Below are 22,952 nucleotides of genomic sequence, written 5' to 3'. Positions count from 1 at the left end.
TTGGGTTATTAGTATATCTTTTTTAGCATTTAGCTTTAAGAAAGAGAAGTAGTAAATAACAAGGAGGAATTAAAGGATGCAGTTTAATAATTGGAATGTCACTATAAATGGAAAAGGTTCACATGATGTCGTTGTTAATGACGATACATTACTAATTTTACAAGGATTTCAACGCGTTGAAATAGCGTTGAAATAGCGTTGAAAATAAAAAATGATTTCATGCAAATAAAATCTTTAGGCTACAGCGAAGATGTAAGTATCAACCCTGTTACAAAAGAGATAACTGTTAATGTCGCTAATTTATTGGAAGATGACGAATAGTTCTGAAAAAATGAACAAGTCAAAGTTTGATTTATTAAATGACAAATGATTTTCTTCATGGGTAAATCGTCTCCCTTTATTATTTTTATATGTAGAGATAACAAATGAATCTACTACAAGAATTATATTATTAATTGGTTTGTTTTTAATTATGTATTTTGGAAGTTAGAATTTTCACATCCTGCCTTTTTCGATCCAAACGCACAAAAAAATAACCCCGTAGGTATATGCCTACGGGGTTTGCAGATACAATATCTATTATTGTTCTTCTTTAACATATGGTAATAATGCCATATGACGTGCACGTTTAATAGCTAAAGTCAACATACGTTGATATTTAGCTGAAGTACCTGTTACACGACGTGGTAAAATTTTACCGCGTTCTGAGATAAAACGTTTTAATAATTCTGTATCTTTATAGTCGATGTGTGTAATTCCGTTTGCTGTGAAATAACAAACTTTTTTACGACGACGTCCGCCTCTTCTTGGTCCACCTGCCATGGTAACTGCCTCCTTTTAAAATTTTTTTAGTTTTATACGTTCATTATAATTAGAATGGTAAATCATCATCACTAATATCAATAGGGCCGTTTGCATTTGCAAATGGGTTATCTGATTGATTATTGTTTGATGGATTATTGTTGTTATTGTTTTGATAAGAAGACGTATTTTGTCCGGATTGTTGTCCACCAAAATTTTGGAAATTATTATTTCCTTCTTGAGCATGACGCTGATTTTGGTTTTTAGGTTCAAGGAATTGAACGCTATCACAGACAACTTCAGTTACAAATATACGACGACCTTCTTGGTTTTCGTAGCTACGTGATTGAATGCGACCGTCAACGCCAGCTAGACTACCTTTGAATAAGTAGTTATTTACATTTTCTGCTTGTTTTCTAAAAACAACGCAGTTAATAAAATCAGCTTCGCGTTCCCCTTGCGCATTTGTAAACGTACGATTTACTGCTAGAGTAAAAGTCGCAACACTCACGCCTGAGGGTGTTGTTCTATATTCTGGATCTTTCGTTAAACGACCGACTAAAACAACTCTATTTATCATTTAAACGACCCCCATTTATTATTTTCTTGTCTTATCTTCGTCTTCACGAATTACGATATAACGGATGATATCGTCTGTGATTTTAGCTAAACGTTGGAATTCGTCAGTCGCTTCATTGTCTTCAGTTTGGATACGTACGATGTTGTAGTAACCTTCACTGAAATCATTAATTTCATAAGCTAAACGACGTTTGCCCCAATCTTTAGTTTCTAAAACCTCTGATCCGTGAGAAGCTAAGATACCGTTGAAACGTTCAACAACAGCTTTTTTAGCATCTTCTTCAATGTTCGGACGAACGATGTACATAACTTCATATGTTCTCATTTTATAATTGCACCTCCTTGTGGTCTATGCGGCTCACCATCTTTGTGGTAAGCAAGGAATAATTTTCATTACTCACAATCAAGAATTATAGCACAGAGCTTTACATTTTACAATGATTATCAGACGTTCAAAATGACATTTTTATCTCATGTTTCATATGAAACATTTCATTACCTCAGCATCCTACAACTTGCAAATTCACTCGACATTCAATCTAACTCATAAAATATTATATTCCTTTTTAAATGATTATAAATAAATTTAAAAGTTATTTCAGATAAACTTGATAAATCATTTTAATTCTAATAGCATATCATATACGTTCTTGATTTATATCATTAAAATCAAAGGACATGTTTACATAATTCAAAATTAATCAAAGGAGATTTATATGACTTCAGTTATTAAAAAAGGATTGCTGTCCATGAGTGTCCTATTTGCAACTACAATAACATTTAATACTGTACATGCAACTGAAAATACAGCAAGCGAAAAAGGAACCATGGGATATGGCTATCAAAAGTATATTGAAAAACACCCTGAAGAAAAAAATAATGAAACTCAAGAAAGTGCCTTTCGTTCAAACCCCAATACAACCGCTACTGGTGAAAGGGTCTTAGACATTTCCGAATGGCAAGGTAAGCTTTCAGCACAACAAGTCAAAGATTTAAAAGCAAATTATGATTTCATTATTATTCGTGCACAATATGGTTCTGAAAAAGTCGATGCAACATTAGAACATAACTCAAATTTATTAGATAAGTATAACTTGGACTTTGGCGTTTATTCTTATAGTATGTACGAAAATCCCGATGATGCCAGATATGAAGCGCAAACTTTATACAATCGTGCACCTAAAGCCAGTTTTTATATCAATGATTTTGAAGAAAATACTGTGACATCGGGTACCGCTGATGAAAGTACAACTGCCTGGTATGACAAAATGCGTAGCCTTGCTGGAGATAAAAAAATCTTATTTTATTCATATGAAAACTTTATGAAAGAACATGCTTCAGAATCAGTGGGACAATATGATGGTTATTGGCTCGCTAACTATAACCAAGAGCAACCAACACAAGAACATGTGTTATGGCAATATACAGATAGCTATGCTTCACCTGAATTAAACCAAAATGTCGACGCAAATTATACGGGACCTGGTGTAGACACATCATGGTTTACATCTTAAGTTTTTCATCGCAGCATTCATAATGCTATTTTGATAAGTAAAACTTAGTACAACTAATGTCATGTCACTTTTACCTTTAACCAATATTCGTATCAACGTTTGTATTTATTCATACATCAAGGATTAAGAAGTATATATAGTTAAAATTTTAACCTACTACTAGTTAAGTTGAATGAAAGTGTGTCTATGAACAAAAAGAACATTCAAGACTCCCGGCATACTTACTTTCCAAATTTATGAAAAAAGCTTACGTGTTACCATATTAAGTAACACGTAAGCTTTTATTTTATACATTAAATCTAAAGTGAACGATGTCTCCATCTTTCATAATGTATTCTTTACCTTCTAATCTTTGTTTTCCAGCTTCTTTAGCACCATTTTCACCATTAAATTCTACATAATCATCGTAGCTCGTTACTTCTGCACGTATGAAACCACGTTCAAAGTCAGTATGAATAATCCCTGCACATTGCGGTGCTGTCATACCTTTTATGAATGTCCAAGCACGTACTTCTTGTACACCTGCTGTAAAGTATGTTGCCAAACCTAATAAGTCATAAGTTGTGCGAATTAAACGATCTAAACCGGGCTCTTCAATGCCTAAATCTTCTAAGAACATTGCTCTATCATCATCATCCAATGTAGCAATTTCTTCTTCAATCTTAGCACTGATAACAATGACTTCTGAGCTTTCTTTTTCAGCATATTCACGAATAGCTTGAACTTTTTCATTATCTTCATCGCCAATTTCGTCTTCTCCGACATTAGCAATATATAACATTTCTTTAGATGTTAATAATTGTGCTTGGTTTACATATTTTTGGTCTTCTTCCGTAAAATCTAAACTTCTTACTGGATTACCTTCTTCTAAAGCTTCTTTAATTCTTGATAAAATGCGAACTTCGTTAACAGCATCCTTATCTTTTTGTCTTGCCATTTTTTCTAATTTTGGTAGACGTTTCTCAACTGATTCCAAATCTGCCAATACAAGTTCCATATTGATAACTTCAATATCATCAATAGGATTAACGCGACCAGAAACATGTGTCACATTATCATCATCAAACGCACGTACGACTTGGCAAATTGCATCAACTTCACGAATGTGAGATAGGAATTTATTTCCTAACCCTTCACCTTTTGAAGCTCCTTTAACAATCCCTGCAATATCAGTGAATTCAAAAGTTGTTGGGATTGTTTTCTTTGGTTGTACCATATCTGTCAATACATCTAATCTACTATCTGGAACTTCGACAATCCCCACGTTAGGATCAATCGTTGCGAATGGGTAATTCGCTGCGAGCGCACCCGCTTTAGTAATTGCATTGAAAAGTGTTGACTTCCCTACGTTTGGAAGCCCAACGATACCTGCTGTTAGAGCCATTTATTCATTCTCCTTATTTTTCAGTATCTTGATGAGATACTAATATTTTTTTCATTTTTTTATTAAACGTTTGTCGTGGAATCATAATGCTTCTTTGACAATTTTCACATTTTATTCGGATATCTGCGCCTACACGAATGATTTTAAAGCGATTCGTACCACAGGCGTGTTGCTTTTTCATCTCTACAATGTCATTTAAACCGTAATTTGATGTCATTCTGTCACTCCTCCGAATATTTAAGCGTTATTTTGTTGATTAGGGTCATATTGTAACATCATCGGCTTAGGTGTTTTAATCTCTTTTTGCTTAAACAATTTCAATATCTCTTTTCTTAAAATACGTGCTCCGGAAGCACCCTCACCTGGTATTGTTTCAGCAGACACACTCAATACAATTTCATCTCGACTGATTGAATTGATACCAACGACTTGTGGTGTAGAGATAAACAAATAATAATTTGTTTGTATAGATTGAAAATAGTCTGTGAGTACATTTTCTACTTGATCAATATCTTCCTCTACCGAAACTGGTATTTCGACAATTGCTTCACCATTGGTCACTGAATAATTTGTAATCTCACCCATACTGCCGTTTGGTAATGTCGTTAATTCACCTGTAATTGTATTTATTTTTGTCGATCTTAAACCTATGACTTTAACTGTACCTTCTGCAACAGTTGTACCACCGTTATTTATTTTAACATAATCTCCTACATCAAATTGATTTTCGAATATAATGAAGAAACCAGTGATAATATCTTTAACAACGGTTTGTGCACCAAAACCAACTGCTAAACCAACAACCCCAGCACTTGCGATAATACCTTCAACACTGATACCAAACTTGCTTAAAATGGTTGTTAACACTATAAACCATACCACATACGATACGATGTTTTGAACTAATGATATTAATGTTGCTGAACGTTTTTTATTCGCTTTTTTGCCTTTATTTTGTATTTTGAAAAATTGCTCTATTCCTTTATTAATAAAACGCAATACTATCCACGCTACAATGATATATATCACAATCATAATGAGATTTGAAAGTAGCGTTTGATATGTTTCCGGTTTAGTTAAAGGTTCTATTAAGGAATACATAATACTTTTTATTTGATCCAATCATATTTCCTCCCTTAGTCAAAGACTCTTCTCATTTTATTATAATTATTTAAACTGTTAAACACATCCAACTTCCGACTAAATTTTAAATTTGTAAAACAATTACACAGATCATTTGAAGTATATATTTGATTTCATTTACATAGAAAGCATACTACAACTTATAGGATAATAATCAGAAACCATCATACTATCATTACTCTCTTTATACTATCAATTTTTAAATATAGTTTATATAATTTTCATGTTTAATTAAATTTAAATTATGTAATTTAAAAAAGACAAAAGAAAAAGAACCATAATTTAAAATTATGATTCTCTATTTCTCAGTAAGTCATATTACTATAAATACACCTTGAAATAAAGGATTTTTCAGTTTTTAGTCATCACTTTCATCAATCATTTTCTTTATTCGGCTATTTTTTTCTCAAGATTATCGTATAGTTTAAATATCATAACACGTTCACCTGTTTTAGAACTCAAATCAGTATGAAAGCCTTTGACTGCTTCACCAGTAACTGAAAAAACAATTTCATCAAGTGCCTCTATACCAGATTCTACAAGCTTAGATCTGGTGCGTTTAATTGTTAATAATCCTTCATGTGTCTCACAAACTTTATATTCAGCTTGTGTTAACACACCCTGCAAACTAACAATAATCATATCACGCAAAATATCAGTTTTCACAGACAGTGAACCACGACCAAGGAAGTCTTTTTCCCATTGTGTAATTGCTTTGCTGATTTCAGACTCATAGGTACCTTTAGTTGTTTTCATGTCGAATGCATCTCCCATAGAATCAAAATTAATTGTCGTATTATTTAATAATGCTAACATTATCATTTTTATATACTTTTCTCCATAGTTATGTGCAATTACCCAGAAAATAATATAACTATCGCTTACTTCTTCTGTCCTTTAAGAAATCAGAAAAACGTTTTTTAAGTTAATCAACTGACCAATGTTGCCAATCACCAAATTCATCAATACTTGCCAATTTAAGCCAACCATTGTGCACCTTTTGATAAAAATCGTGTTGCTCATTTAATAGCTGTTTAATATAAGCATTGGGCGCATGCACGACGATGAGTAGTCTAATCGGAGAATGATACATTTTATTGTCTGCCGACATTACAGATTGCCAAGGTAGACCCGTCAACAAATCGCTCGCATTACCTTGCATAACGCCTATACCTGCCGTAATAGTCTGCGTTGTTTTACTACCGCTACCATAATAATGAGGTGCAACAGTTGAGGCATAATACTGTAGATTAATCCATTGTGCCACGGTGGCTGGACCACTAATGATATTCGCTAAAAGGCTCCCATCATCATCTTGTTTCCAATCATAATTGTGTAAAAAGGCACGCCCTTTTAAGTCGCTATTTTTTGTTAAATCACGTGAACCTATAATAAATGAAGCGTTTCTCGCTAAGCCCCATTCTGGTCTAATCTCGCTCCAATCATTTGTTAAGCGATGCACTTCTTTGATTGGGTCTTGTTTTAAGATGTGATTGTCTGGTAATGCTTTCAATCGTTGTTCATTTGCGCGATAAGTAATGTCAGGCATTGCGGCTTGAATTTGATTTAAAGCATTTTGTCCAGCTTTTGACATTGTTGGTACGTATATCCATTTTAATTCATCTGTAGATGTTTGGTGCTCCGCTGCCGCAAAGATAGTGTCTTCTGGAATGACAATACCTCGCTCATTTAATGCCGTTCTAACTTCAGTCGAGTTACAAAGCTGTGCTAATACCTTCGCGTTAAAACCACTGGCTGCACCACCACATGCACCACAATCAAGTGAAGAAGCATAAGGATTATTCGCACTTTGACTGCCGTGTCCACACAATACGATTAATGGGGCAAACTCTAATTCCAAACCCATTAAACGCAACGCTTGTTGGACATAGTCCACTTTTTCTTCATTTGTAAAACCAACTGGTATACCTTCTTCATTAATATTGCAATGATCTAATGATAACGTTGTATCATTCGGTTTTTGTAACCAACCATCATAAAATTTTCGTATCAATTTACCGATAGGTCTCGGTGCGAAACTTCTTGAAAACATTTGAAGCGTTAACCAAGGTCCACTTAGTTCTGGTAAAAGTAAGCTCGGTAAAGCATTTTGTTTCATCTTTTTAAATGTATACGTTATCGATTTGAGTATGTGTTGATGCTGGCGAAAAGATGTAGGTTCTTGCTCATGCGTGTATTCTTTAATTTTATGTTGCGGTTGATTCATCACAGGTAAAGATGGGTGACTGTAGGATTGTCCCAGCTCTTCTTTGACAATGGGAAGTCCAAAAAACCCAGCAACACCGATTGTCTCAAATGCACCAGCCGCTTCTATTTGTCGACGAAAAGGTTCCGAGCGTACATCTATACAAAATGCCATTTGTACTTGTGGCTTTTGGCTTTCTTGCTCATTATCTTGGTTTGTGGTCACGGTCGCTTCTAATTGATGCTCATATGTTGCTTCCCAAGCCGTTAATAAAATTTGTCTGCGACCATGTTTTTCAAATTGTAATGCAAAATTTATATAAGCATTTTTTTCGGATTCAGATAATTGTTGCCATTGTTCACTGGTAAATATTCCAATATCAAGCCAATGCTCTGCTAATTCATCGTATTCATATGTTATTGAATTTTCTGGTAAATTCACGGGTAAATATGGCTCAACAATTGCCCATTCTATACCAAGACGAATAGCTAAATATGACAATAACATTTGATCATCATTAGACGTTTGTTCATCTTGCCATAGCATCATACCAGCCCATCCAGGTAACGATAGCAAATGATTTTCCAAATATGTTTGATACTGTGCTTCAGCAATGTCTAACTTTTGTAGGACCATATGAATGAGCGCTTCAGCTTGACTTGGCAGTGTTTTCAACCGTGCGCGTTGTTGCTTGGTCAATGCTGGATCATGTTGTGCCAAACGTTGCCATGCAAAGAATAGACCTTTTTCTCTGTTAGGCATCGTCCATCCGGATTGTGCATCATCTAAATATAATTTGCACCATTTAATAACGTGATAATCTACAATATCTATCAATCGTCTACCATCTTTATCCATAAGATAGGTGCTCACTAATGGCACTGTATGAGTTTCATCATCTAAATTTATTGTTTCATTGTGTTGATTCACTTGTTTTTTGTTTTCAGAATAACGCGTTACGTCTACAATATTAGACAAATCTAACATTGCTCTAGCATATCTTTCAGCAAATTGTCTATCTATCGAGAACATCGATTGATTTAGCCATGTTTGTAACTTAAATTCAATCATATCTTTATCAATTTCATCACGTTGATATGCTTGTTCAAACATATGCATTGTAGGATAGATATCTACGTCACGGACATTTGTTAACCATTGCGCCACATCTTGAAATTCATTCTGTTCTAAATTTGACCAAGGGTTTCTTGCGGCAAACACAGAAATAGGTGATAAAGGAACGATAACTCGGCTCGCTTTAGCAATTATTTGATCGATATTATCTTTATGTTGACTTTGGTTTGTCACTGCTTTATGTTTCCCCATTTTAGTGTCCTCCTTTTGACAAATAAGATTTTAAATAATTAGGATGACGTTCAACCGTTTCAATTTTTGCATCTCCTAAACGAACTATCCACATATACAAAATTGAAAATACGACAGAAGATCGGTGACGTGCTACCCACGTACTAATTAAGCTACCGAGCAATAAAATGAATGCTACGGCAATAACGATAAAAGCGGGTGGCTGCACGCTATGAATTGTCAAAGTATGTAATGCATCTGAAAAATAATGATGTACCACAAAATAAACTGCACCAACAACAATGAGTATCGACATACCCATGACACGCCCGAAATTACCTTCACCAAAAGCTACCAACTGTGTCCACGAGACAGATAAGGACCATGCTAAGATGAGACCACTTACCAGACGATAACTTTCTTCTGGTGCACTCAACCAAAAACCTAATCCAATTAGAAACGCTAAAATACGACCACTGACTATCCATACATAAGACATTCTTTCATTTGCACGACTCGGGACACTAAAATGACGCACTGCCGACCCAGAACGTAGAAACAAAGTCGCTTTAAATAAGCCATGTAAAATCAAGTGAATGATCGCAGGAATATATGCACCTAATGCACATTGAATTAGCATGAAGCCCATTTGGCCTATTGTAGAACCGACCAATAATCTTTTATAATCCACATGGACTAAACTAATACCTGCACCGAGTAATACTGAAATACTTGCGAAAATTAATAAAACAATAGATGCGATATCGCCGCTAAAGATACCTGAAAATCTGGTTAACATAATACCACCAGCATTAACGATACCAGCATGCATAATCGCAGAAACCGGTGTAGGTGCTGCTACAGATTCAATTAACCAACGTTGAAACGGCCATTGTGCCGCTGGAATCATAACAGCTAGTACAATGAGTAAATTAATGCCAAATTGTGCCAAACCACTAATCATGGATAGATGTGCTTCATTTAAGGCTACAGAATAATGCCATTCACCTGTCGATAATCCAATCCACAAAACAGCACTGATTAACGCAACCCAACTTAACAAGAATAATTTTCCTGTAACTTTTGCTGCCTCACGTGTAACTTTCCAGGCACTTGTTAAACTGATTAAAATCGTAAGTCCTAATAGTGTACATCCCCAACTGATTACCATCATTCTCATATCCGCAGTTAACCAAGCAAATGATGCAAAGGTAGTCGTGAAAGTAAATAAAGTGAAGTATTTTTTATAGCTCTTATCACCAGCTAGATAACGAATACAGTAACGTTGGATAATCACACCAATAACGAGGACAAAACCAACCATGAGCCAAGATAATACGTCAGAACGCCATATACCTACCTCTATATTTTTCTGTGACAATATAAGACCTAAGCTAGCTACAATTGCTGGCAATGCTACAATATAAATATGTATTCGAGCATATTTAGGCGGTACTTTTTTTATTAAGAAAAAGAGACTACTTAAAATTGAAATAGTTAAAGTTAGAAATAATAATGTTAGAAAAATATGCGCGTCAATCATGATCAATCACCTTACCTTCTGTAATACGACATTTAAATTTATAATAGTAATACAACACTTGATTTAAAATTACATTTTCCACGAAAAAAAGCCGACAATTAATAATAAATCCATACTGACTTATTATCATTGTCGGCTTCATTACAACGCACTTATGACGAGTGTTTTGCTTTGCTACCTATTATATATATTCATTTATTTGAGAATTTGCTTATTCTACATTTTATGCAGTAAGACGTACAATTCCTTATATTCACCACTATTTATTCACTTTTTCAATTTGCCAATACTTTTATTAACAACTTGCTAAAGCTTTAATTATGTAGAAAAACATAGAAAAGTATGCCTAAATTTTTAACTTTTAATATTAATAAGATATAACGATTATTCGTGTTTGTCAAGATAGACAATAGGTTAAGCCGTGTTGTTTATAACTCTTTATACTTAAATGCTTGTTTCGAAGCAATAAATGAAAGCGCCATAACAATTAAGCCAATCACTGCAAAAATACCACCGTACCACAAGTTTTTACTTATTTCTTCTATAAGATTACCTGTCCCAGATAATATGGCCATACCTACAAAATAGTAAATAAAGAATAAAATGACTACGATAATGGATACAATCATAAATATGACATTTGATTTTTCTGCCCCCATTTTAAAAGTAAATGGGAAAATAAGCGAATACAACGCGATAAATCCTGTACCAAGTAACGCTGAATTCACACCACTTACTATACTCCCCGCAACAATTGCATTAATCACAAGTGATACCACCATACCTGTTAATGCTAATAAGCTATAAAATGCAAAATGACTACTCACATAAGTGTTTCTGCTATAGGGTAATGTAGAAACAAAATACATCCACTTTGAGTCTTTTTCATTTTTTAAATTATCTGTTGCTGGTGATACTAAAAATATCATAGGCATGAAACTAGCCATTATTGGATTTGTAAAAGAGAAAAACAAACAAATTGGAATACTTAACAATAAATATATGTAAATTGATTTTTGATTTGTAAAATAATAACTCATTAAGTAACCTTTCATGCTAATTCTCCTCTCATTAATATTTTTGTGGCATCATCAATATTTTTTAATGGCTGTGCTAAATCTATATCTTTGTTTTGATTTACAAGTGCTTTTCCTGTACCTTTATGTATGCGATACGCAACAACATTACTGTGATTAACATCGAATTCTCCTTCTTCAAATGAAACAATGCCATAATCATTTAATAATGTATCTTTGTGCTCTTGTAATAAAACACGCCCATTTTTCATAAATACTAATTTATCTGCAAGCGTCTCAATATCTTCCGAAATATGAGATGAAATTAAAATACCATTACCTTTATCAACAAAATCTTCAAGTATTTCTAACACTTCCTCACGTCCAGAAACATCCATTCCTGCCGTAGCCTCGTCTAAAATTAAAAGTTTACTATCATGAGATAGTGCAATAGATATTGAGATTTTCATGCTCATACCACGGGAAAAAGTTTTAATCTGACGTTCTTTCGGTAATTCAAAATTCTCCAGCATTTCAAAAAAATGCTGTTCATCCCATGTGCGATAAATATTAGAAAATACTTTACTAATTTGTTTTGCATTAAGTTTATTAGGCAGTCGAAGATCATCAAATACAACGCCTAGATGTTCTTTATACGCATAATCATCACGAGAAATTGGCGTATCAAAAAATTGAATGTCTCCAGCATCTGCAAATCTATTTCCCACCAATGTATTAATCAACGTAGATTTACCAGAACCGTTTTTCCCAACAAGCCCTACCACTGTATTGGGTTCAATCGATAGATTAATCTGATTTAAATTAAAATCTGAATCAACGTAAGTCTTGTTTAAATTTTGTACATTGAGCAAATACTCCATAATAATCCCCCTTTTTTGATAAAAGCTTAACCTTTTACATGAAATCACTTTCTAAATTAACATAATACACCTAGTCAATTCACACAATACATTTCCTTAAAATATTTATTTTTATTATTTTTAATTAAATATATATCTAAATGCACAATCACTGGAAACATTAACTGATAATTACATTTATATGGCAAAGCATCTCAAAAGTCGACACTAGCAGATCTCGTAAATTTCATGTTTCCATCTGATAGACATAAATTTTGTTCCTGTATGAACATATTTTTAAAACAAGTAGTGAATCAAGATTGAAATCTGATGTATTTAAATTGACTGTAGTCCCTACTGCATCGAGAAAAACTAGGGATGAATGGATAAAAGGCTGAGACTATTCTTTTGTCCCAGCCTTTTGCATGTCATATTTATACTTGAGCTATAAATGTTTATGTTTTTTGTATCCAACTTGTATCGCATAAAATGACGAAACCTTTTTATAAAAGCGAATGGCTCTTTTTATATCTTTTTTAAATACTACTTAATTATATCGATCAATTCTTTCTTCGCAGCTGAACGCGCTGGAATCCAACCAAATACGATACCGATCAATGTAGAAACACCTACAGCAATGAGCACTGAGCTTAGACTAACCGCACTCTTAATATAGTCTGGTGTTACTGCATCTACTAGACTTGCGACAAGTATGCCTATGATTAGACCTATGATACCGCCAATCACACAAAGTACAACACTTTCTACCAAGAATTGGACTTCAATGTCTCGCGCTTTTGCACCAAATGCACGACGTATCGCAATTTCTTCTGTACGCTCAGTAACTGAAATGTACATCACATTCATAACTCCAATACCAGCGATAAATAGTGAAATACCTGCAACAGCAGCTACAAAGTAAGTAATACCATCAAATACTTTGTTGATATTTTTCATGAATTCTTCCATATCTGTATAACTATAGTTTCCATCGCCTGCGCCTGAACCTTTTTTATTCAATTCTTTAGCGACTTTGTCAGCGACTTCTTTCTTATCAGCGCCATCTACTAATGATAATTGAAGTGATGGAAAATCTTGCGTTAACTGCCCCATATACCTATTAAATGTATTGGAAGGCATATGAACAGCTGATGGGTTCATCGCATCGTTTACAATGCCTACAACTTCGAAACCTTGATTATCAATGTATAATGTTTTACCTATAGCTTCATTATTGAATACATCTTTGGCAATTTTGTCATCAACGGTAACAACTTTTTTATTTAGTTCATTATCATCTTCATTAAAACCTTTGCCTTTTTCTGGGCTAGTCATTTCTTTTTTCTTTAAAATACTAACGTCGCCTTTTTTCTGGGCATTTGTCATTTTTGCAGAATAACCTTGATCGTCACTTTCTTTGATTTTTGCATCTGTAACACCATTCACTTGTTTAGCAATATCCAAATCTGACTGGCTAAAAGGATTATCTTTCGCACCTTCACCACTACTCGTCATATAGTTTACTGTAGCAGAATCTTTGCCTGCTCCTGTATCTTCAAATTGCTCTGACGCTGTTTGTTTAAACCCATTACCTAACGACATAATCGTAATAACAGCAGCAATACCAATGATGATACCAATCATAGTAAAAATATTACGTCGCTTATTCTTTAAAATGGATTTGAATGAAATGGCGATGATGTTCGATAAATTCTTCATTCAACCACCTCTTCTCTTTGTACACGACCATCTAGTATATGAATAATACGATCTGCCTTATCCGCTACTTTGCGATCATGTGTTACGAGAATCATCGTTGTGCGATGTTCTTTATTTAATTTCATAAACAAATCAATAATATCTTCAGACGTTTTTGAATCAAGTGCCCCTGTAGGTTCGTCAGCAATGATAAATTTCGGGTTATTGATGATTGCACGAGCAATGGCTACACGTTGTTGTTGCCCTCCTGATAATTTGTTAGGTACTAAATTTTCTTTATCATATAGTCCCACATCGTGTAATGTATTGATCACTTTTTCTTTACGTGCTTGAGACCCCAGTCCTGCATAAACTAAAGGAATACTTACATTTTCCAATATCGTATTGTTTTGAATTAATTTAAAGTTTTGGAAAACAAACCCTACTGTTTTATTTCTAATTTCTGCCAATTCGTTATCTGAACTTTTTTTATAATTCTCGCTATTAAACAAATAATCGCCTTCATAACCTCGGTCAATAAAACCTAATATGTTGATGAGTGTACTTTTACCAGAACCTGAAGGCCCCATAATTGCTATGAATTCTCCTTCTTTAATGTTGATATTGATGTCTTTCAAAATGTGATTTTCTTCATCACCGTTTTTGAAATGTCTATTGATATCTACAAGTTCTATCATGATGACACCTCAACTTTGTCTCCATCATTCATAGATTTTTTAGGGTTTTTAATTAGTTTGTCACCTTTTTTCAGACCCTCTTTTACAAATATTTCACCGTTGACTTTATCAATTTTAATATCACGTTTTTCAACTTTATTGTTTTTACCTAGTACAAAAACATGATTGTCTTTAGTTAACACTGATTTTGGTAACTTGATTGCATCTAATGGCACTTCAACTTCCATAGAATAACCTGCACGTACAGGAATATCTATATCGCTAATGACGATTGTATATTTAGATGAATCTGAGTCACTGCCACCGCTCGGGTCCGAAACTGGATTAGAAGCTTGAGCACCACCATCTTCTTCACTACCTGAACTAGCTGCTGCTCCGCCTCCAGATTTACTTAAACTTTCTTCATAACTTTTTGGCAACTCTGAAATTTTCTTGATTTCACCTTTACCTTTTTTACCAGTACTTGTTACTTTAACGTCTACTTTGTCGCCTTCTTTAATCTTTCCTAGATCAAATTCAGTCACTGTTGCTTTAATTTGTGGTTCATCTGCAACAAGTTGTAGAATAGGCTCTCCATCAGAGACATTTTCTCTATTTTGAATATCAATTTTACCGTCAAAAGCAGCATAAATACTGTCGTTCACTTGACGATCATACTGGTTAAGTTGTTGTTGTGCTTCCGCTCTTTCATTTTCATCTTTGGCGTTGTCCACTTTATCAACTAACTGCTGGCGTTTATTATTATTAATTTCATAATTGATGAGTGGATCACCTTGTTTAACTGATTGACCATCATCAACTTGTGTACTTACGTACGTTCCCAATTGACTGTTATTATTATATGTTTTAACTGATTTAGGTGAAGCTTTACCTTCTAAATTGAGTGGACTTTCTTTCTCCACTTTATATGTATCATAACCATCCTTTTTATCTGAGCTACTATTTGCTTGCCTTAAAATTAATGCAATTGCAATTAATACGATAACGACAATAACACCGATAATCCACATCCACTTTTTCTTCAATGCTAAAACACTCCTTTAAATTATTATTCATTTTAGATACTATCATAATCACACAACAAAAAATATAATGCATAACATTATTTTATATACAATATTTTTTGATAAATATATACCTAACAATATTGTAATATCAGCAATAGTAATCGAAAAGATTTTATTTTTTTAATTTTATTTAAAGTTTTTCTTAAAAGTGTTTTAAAATATTGTAGGTAATGTTATGCTTTGGAAAATAATATATATAGGGGGCAAGGGATTCATGGAAAATTCTAACTTACCATTCGCACAACATTTTTCAAAATTACGCGAACAACCTAAATGGGGACTCAAATTAATCATTGCAATAGTCGTCATTGCACTCTCAACAACTGTTGGTGCATTATCTATTGATTACAATGAAATTTATCAAGATGCAGGTGCAAGTGCTCAAGATATGGGCAATATGCAAACGATTGGCTTAATTACTGGCATCATCACTGGTTTAATTGGTGGCATTTTTGGTATTGGTATTACATTTTTAATCTTTTTAGTTATTTCTAAAATAATGAAATCTGATGCAACCGCAAAACCTATCTTTTCTGCAACATTAAGTTTTACTATAATTACTGGCATCGTAGGTTTAATTGTTGCATTAATCCAATGGATTGCTGGTTTATCTCCTACTGATTATAATATTGCAAGCTTAAATGTCTTTGATAAAGGCAACCAAATGTTAGGCGCATTTAACTTACAAACACTAATCAGCGCATATGTATTTGGCATTATGCTCTTTGCGACGAATCGTTTGTCTAAAAAAGCTTCAATTATTTGGGCAATTGCATACATCATTGTATCAATTGGATTTGCCTTAATAGGAGCAAGTTTCCAATAATACATATATTTGCTAAAAAACATGGAACATTCCGTTCCATGTTTTTATTTTGATATAACACTACTCACACACAAAACAAGCGCCCATCATTATTATTGTCAGTATGATAGGCGCTTGCTTTCAAATGAATCAACATTGATTTATAAATATTTTTCTTTTTCCGCTTCTCTTAATTCAATTCGTCTAATTTTACCTGAGTTAGTCTTAGGTAAATCATCTACAAATTCAATTGCTCTCGGATATTTATAAGGTGCTACGTCTTGTTTAACGAAATTTTGTAATTCCTTAACAACTGCTTCATCACCTGTAACGTTATCTTGTAAGATGACAAAAGCTTTGACGATATTCCCTCTGATTTCATGTGGACTCGCTACGACTGCACATTCTTTTACGTATGGATGTTTTGTCAATGAATCTTCTACTTCAAATGGTCCGATAGTATAGCCAGAACTAATGATAATATCATCTCTTCTACCTTCAAACCAGAAATAACCGTCCGCGTCTATTTTTGCTAAATCACCAGTAATAAAGTACTCGCCAATTTGTGGATTTGCAGTACGTGCTTCATCTTTATAATAGCCTTTAAATAAAGCAGGTAAGTCTAACGGCACTGCAATATTGCCTATTTCATTGGGTTGTGCAGGATTACCATCCTCATCGATAACCGTAACATAACTGCCTGGGATAGCTTTACCCATTGATCCAGGACGTCCTTCTGTATCCTTTAAGAAACCGATTAACAATGTACTTTCTGTCTGGCCATAGCCGTCTCTAACAGTTAAGTTAAAGTTTTGTTGAAATTTATCAACAACTTCTCTATTTAATGGTTCCCCAGCAGATACAGCACTATGTAAATGTGACAAATTATAATTTGTTAAATCAGGGGATTTTGCCATTAAACGATATTCAGTTGGAGTACAGCAAAGCACATTGATTTGATACGTTTCTAGTAATTCGAGGTATTTCTCAGCATTAAATTTACCATTATAAACAAATGCCGTTGCGCCTGAACCCATGATTGATAAAAATGGACTCCATACCCATTTTTGCCAGCCCGGTGCTGCTGTCGCCCATACGATATCATCTTCAGTTATGCTTAACCAATGCTTCGGAGCCATCTGTAAATGTGCATAGCCCCAACCATGAGAATGTACCACTGCTTTCGGATTACCTGTTGTGCCTGATGTATATGATAATAAAGCAATATCTTCTCTTGAAGTTGCTTCTATATCAAGTGTATCTGAAGCATCAGTTTGCGCTTCTTCAACGTTAATCCAATGATCAACCTTACTGCCAACGATAAATTTAAGTAATGAGTCATATTCTTGAACGCCTTTGAACTCTTCGATACTATCGCCTGTGGCTACAACTGCCTTAATTTCACCATGCGTTATACGATATTGTAAATCTTTAGTACGCAACATTTCAGAACTAGGTACAATGATAATACCTAATTTCCACGCGGCTAAATATACTTCATATGTCTCAATCGCACGAGGCATCATGATTAATAATTTATCACCTTTTTTCAGACCATATTTTAAAAATACATGGCCAATCTTGTTTGCATTTTTTATCAGTTGGTTATACGTTATATCTCGTTCTTTACCAGTTTGATCATTAAAAATAATCGCTTTTTTTGACGAATCATTTGCATATTTTTCAATTTCGCTAACTATATTATATGTTTCTGGAGCAATTAAATCTGCTTTATTCATTGGTTACTCTCCTTATTTCGGTGATTAATTTTACAATATACATGACAATATCAAGTTGTATTTTGATTATTCAGAAAATAGCATTGCGTTCACATTCATTTTGTAATGAACTACAACTTAGCACATACTTGATTAGTTCACATATCTTTATCATTGTATCATTATAACAAATGATACTTTAATATACTTGATACAAGCATTTTTATATTGTGTTTCAACTTTAGTTTCTGTGGTATAAAATTTATAGCAAATAATATATGAGGTGGTATTCGTATTATGAATTTTAAAGATTGGGAAAATGAAAAAGACACACTACATTTATTATCACAGATATTAGGTAAATATAAATTAGAAGCAAGTTATCAAGAGCCCCAGTGGTCACACGTGACGCTAAATATAGATGTCCAAGGCTTTTCAACTGGTATGTTAAGTTATGAAACACATACATTTTCGCTAAGCGTTAACCTGATACAACACCACATTGAAGTCGTCGTTGATCAAAACGTGCATGACATTACCTTAAAAAATGGAAGAACTATACAATATTATTATAACGAAATTGAAAAACTGTTAAACCAGTCAGATATTCATTTAAAAATCAATACTTTACCACAAGAAGTAGCAAACCCGATACCATTTGAAAATGACACAGAACATCATCATTATGATGATAAAATTGCCAAAAAAGCATTAGCATTAATGAAATTCGCCTATCATGCTGAAGCAAACTTCGTTAATGGGCTAAGAGTAAGAAAATCTAAACCAGGTTTATTTTGGGGGACTTTTGATATTTCTTGTATGATCGTCAAAGACCAACCAGCACCATTTGAAGATGATAGCAAGGTTATTGAACGTGCAGCTTTTGATGAAGAAATGATTGAATTTGGCTTTTGGTTTGGTGATGATCAGTTTGAAGGACCAACCTTCTTTGTCTTGCCATATCCTTTTGCAGATCAGCCATTTGATACTGACGATCGATTTCCTAAAGATAGTTATTTCGATAAACAATTAATGGAATATCTGATTGAATACCAACAACATCATGACATTGATACAATCACTCAATTTTTCAAAGCATCTTATCTTAAATTCGCAGATTTTTTAAATTGGAATAATGTCGATTATGTTTTTTCTCCTTTAAAAATGAAACCAAACCATTTAAATAATAGATAATCATTTTTAACTAAATACAGTTACTTTTAATAAAATCGAGGGTATGAGACGTCAATCATGTCTCACCCTCATTTATATTTTTATACAACTTTTGATGTATAACAGAGTGGAATTAATATATACTCAACTTAAGAAATCCCTTTCATGACAATATTTCAAACTTATCACAGATAAATTTGAAAAAATAAGTTCAACTTTTAGATTTACGACGATTCGAGTGCTATAATAATTAGATGTGTAATTTGTTAAGAAAGAAGTGAGTATATTGACAGAAACTGGAAACTTCTATGTTGAAAAAAGAATACCTCTGTTTATCGTACTATTATCAGGGGCTTTTATAACAATTTTAAACCAAACTTTACTTGGAACGGCATTACCACCAATAATGAAAGATCTCCAGGTCTCAGAAAGTACAGTACAATGGTTACAATCTATATTTATGTTAGTAAACGGAATTATGATTCCTGTAACTGCATTTTTAATTGAACGCTTTACATCGAGGCAGTTATTCTTAACTGCAATGAGTATTTTTGCAGTCGGTACGTTGTTATGTGCAGTTGGTATTGACTTTTCAATGCTATTAATCGGACGTGTCCTACAAGCAGCAGGCGCAGGTATCATGATGCCACTAATGCAAACAATACTATTTTTAACTTTCCCTAAAGAAAAACGCGGTACAGCAATGGGTCTATTTGGACTTGTTATCGCATTTGCTCCAGCTATTGGACCTACTTTATCAGGTATCTTAGTCGAACACCTCACATGGAGAAGTGTCTTCTATGTTGTATTCCCTATCGCGATTATTATTATTATTGCTTCTATATTCCTATTGAAGAACGTTACAGAAACAACACATCCAAAACTAGATATTGCTTCAGTTATCTTATCTACACTCGGATTTGGTGGCTTACTATATAGTTTCAGTTCTGTTGGTGAAGCAGGTTGGACTAGTGTTCAATTTATTGCACCACTCATCGTTGGTATCGTTTCACTCGTTGTATTTATTCGCCGTCAATTAAATTTAAAAGAACCTATGCTTGAGTTTAGAGTATTTAATTACGGAATTTATGCGTTAGGTACGATACTAAGTATGTTTGTATTTGGTGTGCTGATTGCAACAAATATCATCTTGCCACTTTATATGCAAAATATGCTACAATACTCAGCCTTAAAATCTGGTTTAGTATTACTACCAGGTGCAATTATTATGGGTATGATGAACCCAATAACTGGTTACTTATTCGATAAATTTGGAGGTAAATGGCTCGCTCGAATCGGTTTATTCGTACTAGTTGTTTCAACATTACCATTTACAATGTTAACAGAGCATACAACATTTACGTATCTCGCTACTTCAAATGCATTGAGAATGGTTTCAATTGCTATGGTTATGATGCCGATGACGACATTAGCAATAAACCAACTGCCAAATGAGCTAATCGCACATGGTACTGCCATGAATAACACTTTCAGACAAATGGCTGGTGCTATTGGTACTGCAGTCTTTATTACTTTAATGTCAGTTTCAGCAATACCTCAAGATGGTATTACCGGTATTATTCACGGTGTTAACGTAACATTTATCGTTGCTACAGTTATATCAGCTATTGGATTACTACTATCATTTAAACTTACGGACGATAGCAAACCAAAACGTCGTACCTTATAAACATGCGTAAATAACAATACAATGTTTAGACTATCGATATTATTGATAAAAAACGTCAATTTCTACCTTTATAGAAATTGACGTTTTTGTTTATGATAAATCTCAGCATTTAAGTTTTTCAAAACATGAGCTGCATTGCATTTTTGTTTGCTTACAACCTTAAAGCAATGTTTTTCTCCTTCAAAATTTTACAATAGTCCTCTAACTCTTGAATCAGTAACAATTAAATACACTTTGCCGTCATCCATATCACTTTTAAAAGATGCGATTTCACCTTCATCTACGCCTAGCCCAATCAATTTTCTTTTCAATGCATCTCTTTCAGAATCATTTTCATTTTTTATATCTATTCCTAAAATACTCGTATCTTCTACAATTTTATCAGTTCGAGATTTATCCAATGATAATACATAAATGTCCTGATTACCGATACCTTTATCCTGTAATGCTGCAACATCTACTTCTAATTCACTATCATTCTTATAAGCTTTAACTACTGGTTTCATAAGAAAGACCTCCTCTTAAAATGTCCTTCATCATCATTCACAAGTTCATATTAATTATTACGCTTTAGACTGAATCATTAACTGATCGAAACGTTCTTTTGTCATATAAAAATAGGTGTTCTCTAAAATTTTATCAAATAAGTCTTCTCTTTCATCCTCTTCTTTTAGGGTGAAGTTCGTCTCGACATCTTCCTGATTTGCTTCGTCGACAAAAATAACTTGTTCATTTTTTACATCTAACGTTTTACGATGATAAATGAGCTCTAAATGATCATTTTTCCGGTGAATTGCTTCAATATTTTCAATTTTATACGCACTATGAATAAAATCAATCACTCGTTTCTCTCTATAACGTTTATGCTTTTGATCTTTAAAATCTTTAGCAAAACGTTGTTTCACTAGTAAATAAATTATAATGATTACAGCTATAATTAATAGAAAAATTAACGTGCTCATCAGAATGTCCCCCTTATCACTAACCCCTTAGTTGTGTTATTACGATATTATGCATAATTTTCCCATTTTGCATATTCTTAAACATGCCAAAAGCTTTTATCACAGTCATTAAAGCTATTTTATTTTATAGACATTTAACGAAAAAGCAATGATAAAAATTACATACCATACAACGCAAACCAACACTTTACATCCATCTATAATTTTAAATGCCTTAGTGATAATTATAATGGAAAAGAAAAACATTTATTTATGCAAAAAAATATGAACCCCCTTCAGCTATTAACTGCCAGAGAGGATTCATATTTTCATTTATTGTTGATGATACCGAAGATGTAGTGATTCAATTTTAGGCGACAAGGCTTCGAAAGGTCCTTCAACATTCGCATCTCTAATTACGCTTTCAATAGGTAAATTTTTAAAAGGTGCCGGCGCAACATTGATAGTTTCCAACCATTGACTCAATTGTTTTGAGGAACTCACATATACAATTTTATCTAAACCAACGAGTGCATGTGCAGTCGCACACATCGGGCAATGCTCTCCTGATGTAAAAACAATTGTATGCTTTCTTTCTTCAGGCGTAAGATGAGTTGCTGCCCATTTTGCAATCGCAATTTCAGGGTGTTCAGTCGCATCTCCGCTACTGATTCTATTATAATCTTCAAATAAAACATTACCTTCAACATCCACTAATAGTGAGCCAAAAGGTTCATTACCATAGTTTAACGCTTCCTCGGCAAGCTCGATTGACCTATTTAAATATTTTTCATAATTCAATTAAATGCCC

Annotated in this window: 22 protein-coding genes; 4 read left to right on the top strand and 18 right to left on the bottom strand. The window is 33.6% G+C overall.

All coding sequences use genetic code 11. The features are described 5' to 3' along the window. Positions 1-579: 579 nt before the first annotated feature. The 3 genes from rpsR to rpsF are packed head-to-tail and all read right to left on the bottom strand — an operon-like array spanning position 580 to position 1,705. Complete coding sequence (rpsR, locus tag KA814_RS10775) at positions 580-822, bottom strand: 30S ribosomal protein S18 (protein WP_042737618.1); 243 nt, start codon at positions 820-822, stop codon at positions 580-582. A gap of 49 nt (positions 823-871) precedes the next feature. Beyond that, entirely contained in the window at positions 872-1,381 is a 510-nt protein-coding gene (ssb, locus tag KA814_RS10770) for a single-stranded DNA-binding protein (RefSeq protein ID WP_046207091.1), read from the bottom strand. Between the two features lie 18 nt (positions 1,382-1,399). Then, complete coding sequence (gene rpsF, locus KA814_RS10765; protein WP_019469843.1) at positions 1,400-1,705, bottom strand: 30S ribosomal protein S6; 306 nt, start codon at positions 1,703-1,705, stop codon at positions 1,400-1,402. A 391-nt stretch (positions 1,706-2,096) separates the two neighbouring features. Here rpsF and KA814_RS10760 point away from each other — a divergent pair, with 391 nt between their 5' ends. Next, on the top strand, positions 2,097-2,894 hold the full coding sequence (locus KA814_RS10760) for a GH25 family lysozyme (RefSeq protein WP_064209658.1): 798 nt from the start codon (positions 2,097-2,099) through the stop codon (positions 2,892-2,894). Positions 2,895-3,180: 286 nt separating this feature from the next. Here KA814_RS10760 and ychF read toward each other — a convergent pair whose 3' ends face one another. The 11 genes from ychF to KA814_RS10705 all read right to left on the bottom strand — a co-directional run bounded on the left by ychF (position 3,181) and on the right by KA814_RS10705 (position 15,772). Then, positions 3,181-4,278 (bottom strand): redox-regulated ATPase YchF, encoded by a 1,098-nt coding sequence (gene ychF / locus KA814_RS10755; RefSeq protein ID WP_046207093.1) that lies wholly within the window; start codon positions 4,276-4,278, stop codon positions 3,181-3,183. A gap of 13 nt (positions 4,279-4,291) precedes the next feature. After that, positions 4,292-4,495: a DUF951 domain-containing protein gene (locus KA814_RS10750; RefSeq protein ID WP_046207094.1), complete on the bottom strand. Its 204-nt coding sequence runs from the start codon at positions 4,493-4,495 to the stop codon at positions 4,292-4,294. A 20-nt stretch (positions 4,496-4,515) separates the two neighbouring features. Further along, the gene (locus KA814_RS10745; protein ID WP_046207095.1) at positions 4,516-5,400 is read right to left on the bottom strand and encodes a mechanosensitive ion channel family protein; all 885 of its coding nucleotides are present in this window, start codon (positions 5,398-5,400) and stop codon (positions 4,516-4,518) included. Between the two features lie 408 nt (positions 5,401-5,808). After that, the gene (locus tag KA814_RS10740) at positions 5,809-6,177 is read right to left on the bottom strand and encodes a Na-translocating system protein MpsC family protein (RefSeq protein WP_046207547.1); all 369 of its coding nucleotides are present in this window, start codon (positions 6,175-6,177) and stop codon (positions 5,809-5,811) included. 169 nt (positions 6,178-6,346) lie between these two features. Beyond that, entirely contained in the window at positions 6,347-8,953 is a 2,607-nt protein-coding gene (locus KA814_RS10735; RefSeq protein ID WP_070657293.1) for a DUF2309 domain-containing protein, read from the bottom strand. Between the two features lies 1 nt (position 8,954). Further along, positions 8,955-10,475, bottom strand: a complete 1,521-nt coding sequence (locus KA814_RS10730; RefSeq protein WP_070038412.1) for an NADH dehydrogenase subunit 5 — start codon at positions 10,473-10,475, stop codon at positions 8,955-8,957. A gap of 428 nt (positions 10,476-10,903) precedes the next feature. Next, positions 10,904-11,530, bottom strand: coding sequence for an ABC-2 transporter permease (locus KA814_RS10725; RefSeq protein ID WP_046207098.1), 627 nt, complete (start codon positions 11,528-11,530; stop codon positions 10,904-10,906). Next, positions 11,527-12,372 carry an ABC transporter ATP-binding protein gene (locus KA814_RS10720; RefSeq protein WP_203265321.1) on the bottom strand — a complete coding sequence of 282 codons (846 nt, stop codon included), beginning with the start codon at positions 12,370-12,372 and terminating at the stop codon, positions 11,527-11,529. The genes KA814_RS10725 and KA814_RS10720 overlap by 4 nt, the downstream gene beginning before the upstream one ends. Before the next feature lie 522 nt (positions 12,373-12,894). Beyond that, positions 12,895-14,070 carry an ABC transporter permease gene (locus KA814_RS10715; protein ID WP_046207100.1) on the bottom strand — a complete coding sequence of 392 codons (1,176 nt, stop codon included), beginning with the start codon at positions 14,068-14,070 and terminating at the stop codon, positions 12,895-12,897. Further along, on the bottom strand, positions 14,067-14,747 hold the full coding sequence (locus KA814_RS10710) for an ABC transporter ATP-binding protein (protein WP_046207101.1): 681 nt from the start codon (positions 14,745-14,747) through the stop codon (positions 14,067-14,069). The genes KA814_RS10715 and KA814_RS10710 overlap by 4 nt, the downstream gene beginning before the upstream one ends. Further along, positions 14,744-15,772, bottom strand: coding sequence for an efflux RND transporter periplasmic adaptor subunit (locus KA814_RS10705; protein ID WP_064209665.1), 1,029 nt, complete (start codon positions 15,770-15,772; stop codon positions 14,744-14,746). The genes KA814_RS10710 and KA814_RS10705 overlap by 4 nt, the downstream gene beginning before the upstream one ends. Positions 15,773-16,028: 256 nt before the next feature. Here KA814_RS10705 and KA814_RS10700 point away from each other — a divergent pair, with 256 nt between their 5' ends. Beyond that, positions 16,029-16,640, top strand: a complete 612-nt coding sequence (locus KA814_RS10700) for a YIP1 family protein (RefSeq protein WP_070038423.1) — start codon at positions 16,029-16,031, stop codon at positions 16,638-16,640. Positions 16,641-16,780: 140 nt separating this feature from the next. Here the strand turns inward: KA814_RS10700 and mbcS are convergent, their stop codons facing one another. Continuing rightward, the gene (gene mbcS / locus KA814_RS10695) at positions 16,781-18,358 is read right to left on the bottom strand and encodes an acyl-CoA synthetase MbcS (protein WP_107359924.1); all 1,578 of its coding nucleotides are present in this window, start codon (positions 18,356-18,358) and stop codon (positions 16,781-16,783) included. Between the two features lie 276 nt (positions 18,359-18,634). Between mbcS and KA814_RS10690 the strand changes: the two genes are divergently transcribed. Both KA814_RS10690 and KA814_RS10685 read left to right on the top strand, forming a co-directional pair. Beyond that, positions 18,635-19,531, top strand: a complete 897-nt coding sequence (locus KA814_RS10690) for a DUF5996 family protein (RefSeq protein ID WP_107359925.1) — start codon at positions 18,635-18,637, stop codon at positions 19,529-19,531. Between the two features lie 265 nt (positions 19,532-19,796). Next, positions 19,797-21,200, top strand: a complete 1,404-nt coding sequence (locus tag KA814_RS10685; protein WP_210122752.1) for an MDR family MFS transporter — start codon at positions 19,797-19,799, stop codon at positions 21,198-21,200. A gap of 188 nt (positions 21,201-21,388) precedes the next feature. Here KA814_RS10685 and KA814_RS10680 read toward each other — a convergent pair whose 3' ends face one another. The 3 genes from KA814_RS10680 to KA814_RS10670 all read right to left on the bottom strand — a co-directional run bounded on the left by KA814_RS10680 (position 21,389) and on the right by KA814_RS10670 (position 22,942). After that, complete coding sequence (locus tag KA814_RS10680; protein ID WP_046207107.1) at positions 21,389-21,706, bottom strand: YflT domain-containing protein; 318 nt, start codon at positions 21,704-21,706, stop codon at positions 21,389-21,391. 57 nt (positions 21,707-21,763) lie between these two features. Beyond that, positions 21,764-22,162, bottom strand: a complete 399-nt coding sequence (locus tag KA814_RS10675) for a hypothetical protein (RefSeq protein ID WP_046207108.1) — start codon at positions 22,160-22,162, stop codon at positions 21,764-21,766. Between the two features lie 312 nt (positions 22,163-22,474). Continuing rightward, a complete protein-coding gene (locus KA814_RS10670; RefSeq protein WP_070038432.1) occupies positions 22,475-22,942 on the bottom strand; it encodes a nucleoside deaminase in 468 nt (155 codons plus the stop codon). Positions 22,943-22,952 lie beyond the last annotated feature (10 nt).

Origin of the sequence: Staphylococcus sp. GDY8P196P (assembly GCF_017891705.1) — a bacterium.
Taxonomy (GTDB): Bacteria; Bacillota; Bacilli; order Staphylococcales; family Staphylococcaceae; genus Staphylococcus; species Staphylococcus ureilyticus.
Note: the sequence above shows the minus strand (reverse complement) of the source record. Positions and strands in the feature narration are given on the sequence as shown.